Here is an 8,915-nt window from a genome sequence, read left to right on the forward strand (position 1 = left end):
CATTTGAATGAAAGATATGTTGTATTCAAGACGCCATCAGTTTTCCATTCGGAAGTTAACTGTTGGAGTTTGTTCTGTGATGATTGGTGCTAGTTTACTCTTGCCGGACACCGCTTTTGCTGAGACGACTGCTCAGTCATCTGTAGCAGAAGAGTTTGTTGGTGAGGATGAGACCTCGGTCGAGGATGAGACAACTAGCCCAGAAGCGACTGCACCCGTGACCACTACTGAGACTGAGTCCAGCCAGCCAGCAGACTACAGCAAGGTTAGAGAGGCTATTCAACGGGCAACGACTTTATTAGCAACAGGTAACTTGGCCAATTATACGGAATCAAGTGTACAGGCTGTTTATGCTGCTATTTTATCCGTTGAGATGGATTTACCAGCTAGTCGTCAAGCCGAGGTGGATGCCTTTGTCTCAAAAATTGACGCAGCTATTGCTGGTTTGAAATCTCAAGTGTCGACACCAGCATCAGATTCTAATAATTTGACTGAGTCTGATTCATCCTGGGTAGACGATGAAACGGATACCACTGAGACGACTGCACCGACACCAGCTCCGACAACTCCGACTGGACCGGCAGATTATACTAAGGTTAAGGAAGCTATCAAGCGTGCGTCAGCCCTTCTGACGACAAATAATCTCAGCAAATATACGGAGTCAAGTGTTCAGGCTGTTTACGCAGCCATTGGCGCAGTTGTGCCAGATAAGCCAGCTAGTCAACAGGCAGAAGTAGACGCTTATGCGACTAAGATTGACGCAGCTCTTGCTGGTTTAACACCTAAGGTTGAGGCAACGACTTCGCTATCAGATCCAGCGAGTTCGGATTCGAGCTGGGTCGACGATGATGACAGCAGTTCAGATACAAATGCGCCAGCAGACTATAGTAAGGTACAGGCGGCCAGCGACAAAGCCACAGCCCTCTTAGCACCTGAAAATGTCGACAAATATACAGAATCAAGTGTTGAAGCGGTCTATGCAGCCATCCTAGCCGTGCAGATGAATAAGTTGGCCGGTCAGCAATCAGAAGTCGATGCCTATGCCTTGGCTATCGAGACTGCTATTGCAAGCTTGAAGTTGAAGAATACGGCAGTTGAAGCACCTCCTGTTACTGCAACGACCAAACCTATGACTGTCTTTTCTTTGGATGCCGGTCGCAAATATTTCTCTCTTGAAACCTTGAAACAAGCTGTGGATAGTCTGGATAAATTAGGTTTTACAGATTTCCACTTAATTTTAGGAAATGATGGCCTCCGCTTCTTCTTGGATGACATGTCACTCAACGTTGATGGGACTTCTTACAGCAGTGAAGCTGTTAAAGAGGCTCTGACCAAGGGAAATTTGGCCTACGAGAAGACACAACGGTCTAACGATAAGGGGCAGGCCTTGACTCAGGCTGAGATGGATGAGCTTGTTGCCTACATCCACAGCAAGCAGCTTCGTCTCATCCCAACTATCAACAGTCCAGGTCACATGGATGCTATCGTCACTGCCATTGGCGAATTGGGTGTGGCGGATGCTAAGTTTAGCCATGATGGAAAAACTTCTGCAACAACCTTGAATTTGAATAATGCGACTGCAGTTTCTATTTCCAAGGCTATGGTTGACAAATATGCGGCCTATTTCTCAGGTAAGGCAGAAATCTTCAACATTGGTTTGGATGAGTATGCCAATGACGTGACACGACCAAAATTAGGCTTTAAAACCCTGCAAGAGCGTGGTGAATACGGTAAGTTTGTCACCTATGCAAATGACTTGGCAGCTATTGTCAAGAAACATAACCTTCGTCCGATGGCCTTCAACGATGGTATTTACCATGATAATGATGTGGCTTCTGGAACCTTTGACAAGGATATTATTGTCTCTTACTGGACAGCAGGATTTGAAGTTGAAGGAGTGCGGTACAATGTGGCAACTCCGAAATTCCTGCATGATAAGGGCCATGAAATCATGAATACCAATGATGACTGGTATTATATTATCGGTCGCAATACTTCACGCAGTGGTTGGTATAACCTTGAGCAAGGTAAGGGTGGGATTCAACGAACTGCCTACCATAAGATTCAAGGTGATGCGACGGGAGAAGTTCCTGTTATCGGGGCTATGGTGGCTGTTTGGGCAGATGCACCTCGAAATGCCTATAACCAAGCTATGGTAGACCAGTTACTGACAGCCTTTACTGAGAAGAACCCAACTATCTTCAAAGCGGATTACAAGCAAGTGAAGAAACTGGTTGATCTGATTCCTACGGATACTAGCAATCTACCAGCAGATTACGTTGAAGGGATCAAGCAATTTGTGGTGTCTATCGATTGGGAGAAGAGCAAGGACAAACAAGCAGAAGTTAACGCCTATGTCGATGTCTTGAAAAAAGCTGTTCTGCCGCTTTTATCAGAAGTGCCGACAGAATACTTAGACCTGAAAATCTTCTCCTTGGATGCGGGTCGCAAATACTTTGCATCTGATACGATTAAGGAAGTTATTGACCGACTTAGTCAAACAGGCTTCACAGACTTGCATTTGCTTTTAGGAAATGATGGTTTGCGTCTGCAGTTAGACGATATGACCATCACTGCAAACGATAAGACCTATACCAGTGAGCAAGTGAAGACAGCCATTACTAATGGGAATAATCACTACTATAATGATCCGAATGGAAACAGTTTGACCCAAGCAGAGATGGCAAATATCTTAGCCTATGCTAAGGATAAGAATATTCGTGTTATCCCAACTATCAACAGTCCTGGGCACATGGATGCCATCCTAGATGCTATGGTCGAGTTAGGCATTGAAAATCCTAAGTTTGTTTACAAGAATAAGACTTCCAGTCGTACCATCGATTTGGACAATACTGCGGCAGTTGATTTTACCAAGGCCTTGATTAAAAAATATGTTGACTTTTTCTCTGGTAAGGTGGAAATCTTCAATATTGGTTTGGATGAGTACGCGAATGATGCTACAGATGCCAAGGGTTGGCAGGTCCTTCAAAGCACAGGCAAGTACAGTAAGTTTATTGACTATACCAATGACCTCGCAGGTATTGTGAAGGCGGCTGGTCTCAAGCCAATGGCCTTTAATGATGGTATTTACTACAATAGTAAGACAAACTTTGGAACCTTTGATAAGGACCTGATAATCTCTTATTGGACGGTTGGCTGGAACGGTTATAACGTTGCTAAACCTGACTTCTTGGTAAATAAGGGGCATCATCTGATTAACACCAACGATGCCTGGTACTATGTGCTTGGAAATGATACGACCGGTGGCTACAATCTTGCTTCTGCCTTGACTCGTATCGAGAGCACACCATTTAATCAATTACCCGGCTCAAAAGCGGGTTCAGTTCCAAGCATTGGTAGTATGGTAGCCATTTGGGCAGATACGCCAAGTGCTAATTTTGAGTATGATAAATTTAATCAGCTGGTTACAGCCTTTGCCGATAAGAATGCTACTTATTTAGGCGCTAATTATCAAGAACTGTTGGCTCTGGCAAGAACTATCCCTGAGGATTTGTTGTCTGGCAAGTATACTGATAGCAGTGCCAAAGCCCTTGAACACGCCATTCGTAGCATTGATTGGGATAAGAAACGGGCTGAGCAGGCGGATGTTGACGCCTATGTGCCGATTCTTCGTCAAGCCTTGGCCAATCTCAAACTCAAGCCAGTCCCTGTTAGTCTGGATGACTTGAAGCCAGAAGAAAAATTGCCTCAAAAGGATGCCCCAACTGACTGGCATCAGGTTAACCATTACAATGAAACGGATAAGACCATCAATTTTGATCAGAACTGGCGGTTTAATTTAGGAGATATTTCCGGTGCAGCTGACAAGAGCTTTGATGCATCATCTTGGAAGAATCTTGATTTACCGCATGATTTCAGTCTAATTCAAGATTATACGGCTTCCGGTGAGGCTGAAAGTGGCTACAAACCAGGTGGTGTGGGTTGGTACCGCAAGTCCTTTACGATTGGCGAAGAAGCTGCTAAAGGACGGGTGAATCTACAATTTGATGGTGCTTATATGGAGACAGAAGTCTTCATTAATGGTACTTCCCTTGGCACTCATACCAATGGATACACACCGTTTAGCTTTGATTTAACGGATTACCTCAAGGTTGGTGAAGAAAATCTGATTGCTGTTAAGGTGACAAATCCTGTTCCAAGTTCACGGTGGTATTCAGGATCTGGTATTTACCGGTCTGTTAACTTGAATTTTGCGCCAAATGTCCATCTAGCAGACTACGGAGTTTCTGTTCAAACACCAGATTTGAAAGAAACTTACAACCAAGCTACAGGTAGCACGATCAAGGTTAAAGCGACTGTCGCTAATCAGGGAACAGAAACAGCCAATGTCACGCTCAAAGCCAGTCTTTATGAGCGTCTCAGTGATGGCAGTCTTGGTGATAAGATGGCTGAATCTGCCCTGACGCCAATCAGCAGCATCGAGGCAGGTCAAGAGACAGACTTAACGACAGATTTTAAGCTGGTTACTCCAAAACTTTGGTCTCTTGACACACCTAACCTCTACATTTTACGGACAGAAGTCTTCCAAAACGGTCAACAATTGCAAAGCAAAGACCAAGAAATGGGCTTCCGCTATACAGAATTTGACAAGGATACCGGCTTTAAACTCAACGGCAAAGCCATGAAACTCCAAGGCGTTTCCATGCACCATGATCAAGGAAGTTTGGGTGCGCGTGCTTATTACGACGCGGTTGAACGCCAGTTTGAGATTCTTAAGGATATGGGGGTTAATGCTGTCCGTGTGACCCACAACCCATCATCCCGTGTCATGAAAGATATTGCTAACCGCAAGGGAATGCTTCTTATCGACGAAGCCTTCGACACTTGGGAATATGCTAAGAATGAAAATACCAATGACTATGCCCGCTTCTTTAACCGTCAGATTGGAAGCATGGCAGAGCATCTCAATGGAGCCAAGGTTGATCAAACTTGGGCAGAGTACCATGTTAAACAGATGGTGAAGAGTGGCCTCAACGATCCTTCTATCATCATGTGGTCAACAGGAAACGAAGTATTGGAAGGTATTGGCGGTCGAGATACCAGTGGCTATCCGCAAGTCATTAACCGCTTGATTGATTGGATTAGAGAGATTGATTCGACCCGTCCAGCCACTTTGGGAGATAACTATCTCAAACACAAGAACGCGACTTCAGTTGCGATGGCGAATGCTCTATTGGCTAAGAATGGTATTGTTGGCTATAACTACGCAGACGGTAGCCAATATGACGCAGGTCATGCCCTCAATCCAAACTGGATTATTTACGGTTCTGAGACAGCTTCTTCTGTCAATAGCCGTGGCGTCTACAATGTCAAGGGTAATACTAAACGATCTGATAAACAACTGACCTCTTATGATCAAAGCAAGGTAAACTGGGGTCACTTTGCGAGTGAAGCCTGGTACGATGTTATCAAACGAGACTTTGTGGCTGGAGAATTTGTCTGGACGGGATTTGACTATCTAGGAGAACCAACTCCATGGAATAATACCGGTACGGGTGCGACAGAAGGATGGCCATCTGCCAAGAGCTCTTACTTCGGTATTGTTGATACCGCAGGCTTCCCTAAAGATTCTTATTACTTCTACCGCAGTCAATGGAACCAAAAAGATACGACCCTCCATGTTCTACCTGTATGGGAAGAATCGGTCATCAGCAAAGACCGTCAAAATCGGGTTGAGGTAGTCGTCTATTCTAACGCAGACAAGGTTAAATTGGTTCATATTGACCCTAATGGTAAAGAAACTGACCTGGGAACCAAGACCTTCACAAACAAGACGACGGATGCAGGCTACACATACAAGATTTTTGAAGGTGAAGGTAAGCAACGGACTGAGCATAAAAACCTCTATCTGACTTGGAATGTTACCTACGCACCAGGAACCATCAAGGCTATCGCTCTGAATGCTAATGATGAAGTGATTGCAGATACTGTCGGCCGTCATACCATTACTGGCTTCACCCAACCTGCTAAATTAGCGACTAAGGTAACCAAGCAGGCTTCTACAGTTGATAGCCATAATCTTGCCTATGTCGAAATTGATGTCCAAGATGCCAATGGAAACTTGGTGACAAACGCAGCGAATCGTGTGACCGTTACAGTTGACGGACCTGCCGAATTAGTTGCCATGGACAATGGTAATGCTGTGGATCACCAGTCCTATCAAGATGGCAATCGCCAAGCCTTTGCTGGTAAGGTTGTCGCCATTCTCAAGATGACTGGTGAGACTGGTACAGTTCGTGTGACCGCAAGCGCAGATGGATTAACCAGCAGCAGTCAAGAGTTTAATGTTCAAGCCAAGGAAACTAAGGATCCATCAGTTGTAGATGCTTATAAATTTAGTAAGACCATTTACATCAAGAAAGGTGCTGAACTTAAACTTCCAGAAACAGTCATCGTTCGCTATCAGGACGGCCATGAAGAGGAGCGGGCAGTTACATTTGACCAGGATACTATTGCAGAAAAATTAGCTGCAGGCGGCAACTTTGTTGCGCGTGGTAGGGTGGCTGGCTTGTCTCGAGAGGCTGAGGTAGTTGTGGCAGTCATTGACCAAGTTGCCGCTATCAAGAACATTAGTCGGGCTGTTGAAGTTGGTCATGTACCAAGCTTGCCAACAACAGTTCAAGCCTATATGCCTGATGGCACACTCTTGTCTGCAACTTTCCCGGTTCGCTGGGGAATGCCAGAGGATTCTGTATTTGATACCGAAGGACTGGTAACTATCCAAGGTTTGGCTAATGTCCTTGGTGATGCTAAATCAGTTACAGCGACTGTTCGAGTGGCGACCAAGTCAATTACCATCAATCAAAACATAGCCCCAAATGCTGCACGATTGACACAGGACATTCCAGAAAACCTGCAATCAGATACCTTGAATGCCATCAAAGATTTAGGATTGACCGTTGATCCAAACCTCAGTGGAAATCCTGTCAATCCAACCATCTGGTCTAATTACAAGTCTGCTCAAGCAGGCAATACCCATGCGACTCTGACCTTTGAATATGACACCGCCCAAAACATTGCTCAAGTCGTTGCCTATTATCATAAGGACAATTGGTCCTTGCGTTTGCCAAAATCAGTTAGCTTTGCTTACAATCTAGGCTCAGGATCTGAAGATCAAGCAATCTCCTACACTGCTAGCGCACCTGTCCTAGAAAATGGGTTGACTAAGATTATCTACAACCTTGCCAAACCAGTGCCAGCAGTTGTCTTTAAGATGACCGTTGAAAACTCTGATGAAGCCCTCACTGGTCGAAAGACATCCGTTGGTTTGGCAGAGTTGAAACTGATGTCAGCTCTAGAGCGCTTTACCGAGTATAGCGACGCTAGCTTGACTAACGTTCGCATCGGAGATAGAAATTACAGTGGAAACAAGGTAACCACAAATATGCGTGTGCCAGATACGGGTGCAGTCCTCGCAACTAATACTAATAGCAATGTCGGCATTACTATCTTGCCAGCTAAGGAAGGCGTGGTGAAAATCTTTACAGAGTCAGAGGATAAGACGAAATCCTTAGCTTACACCATTAACATTGTTCCAGAAAGTCCTCAGACTCTCGAGAATCATCGTTATATCCCACGTGATGAGGTGACTATGGTCGCTGGATCTGTGGAAAATCGTCCGAGTGAGTTAGTAACAAATGCTAACGACCTCGACTTAGCTACCCATTGGCATTCAGCCTGGTCAGGTACAGATGTGACGAACCTTTGGGTGACCCTAGATACGGGTAAAGAGCGTCAGCTAGATGGTCTGGCTTATATGCAACGTCAAGATACCTCCCCAAACGGCAAAGTTGTTGGCTACCAAGTCTATGTAAGTCCGGACAATGCGAAGTGGACTCTAGTGAAATCAGGTGAATTTACAAATACAAATGATTGGCAAGAGGTTAGCTTCACACCGACCCAAGGACGTTACATCAAATTACAAGCGATATCAACACTTGGTGATGCTGGAAGTGCAAACCGCTACATGTCTGCTAGTGAATTACGTGCTCGTGAGAGTGTTATTGTGACCCTGAGAGATGATCATATTAGCTTATCAGAAATTAGCCTGCCGTTTAGTGACGGTGCGGTGACACCAAAACCAGTCGTGACCGTTGCGGGACTTGTCCTAGAAGAAGGTACAGATTACACCTTGACTTATTCTGATAACATTGGTAATCAAAGTCAGGATGTTGTGGCGACAGTGACTATTGAAGGTAAGGGAAGTTATCAAGGTCAAGTAAGCAAGTACTTTACCATTCGTAGTGCGCAATCTGAACATTATACTCCGACTTATGAAGACAAGACTACCACAGCCGGAGAGTCATTGATCTTGCCAGTTATTGGTAATATTCCTGTGAGTACGCAATTTAGTTTGGAGTCAGGAAGTGATGCAAGCATCGCTGTAGATCCTATCTCGGGTACTGTAACCGTAACTGTTCCAGCAAGTGTAGCGACGGATTCTGTTATTGCAGGTCAAGTACGTGTGACTTATAGCGATGGTACTAGTGACCTTGTCCCTGTCCGTGTTACTATAGTCGATACGCCAAGCACGCCAGCTAATCCAAAGCTACCAACAAGTACAGAAGTGACTGTAAATGAAGAGTGGGTCGACGAGTTGTATCCAGTCGCTGAAGAGCCAGCAGTTGTCGAGGAATGGCTTGATGAACTCTATCCAGTCGCCGACGAACCAGCTATGATTGAGGAATGGGTTGACGAGTTGTATCCAATAGCTGAAGAACCAGCTGTAGTAGAGGAATGGATCGATGATCTCTATCCAGTCGCCGAAGCACCAGCAGTAGTTGAGGAATGGGTTGACGAGTTGTATCCAGTCGCTGAAGAGCCAGCAGTTGTCGAGGAATGGCTTGATGAACTCTATCCAGTCGCCGACGAACCAGCTATGATTGAGGAATGGG

1 protein-coding gene is annotated in these 8,915 nt (G+C 45.1%); it reads left to right on the forward strand.

Features of this window, described 5'->3' with window-relative positions; translation table 11 throughout:
- Positions 1-7: 7 nt before the first annotated feature.
- Positions 8-8,915, forward strand: an 8,908-nt coding sequence (locus tag ACFORF_RS04235; protein ID WP_380425802.1) for a family 20 glycosylhydrolase, incomplete at its 3' end; no start/stop codon positions are given.

Origin of the sequence: Streptococcus caprae (genome assembly GCF_042649745.1) — a bacterium.
Lineage (GTDB): Bacteria > Bacillota > Bacilli > Lactobacillales > Streptococcaceae > Streptococcus > Streptococcus caprae.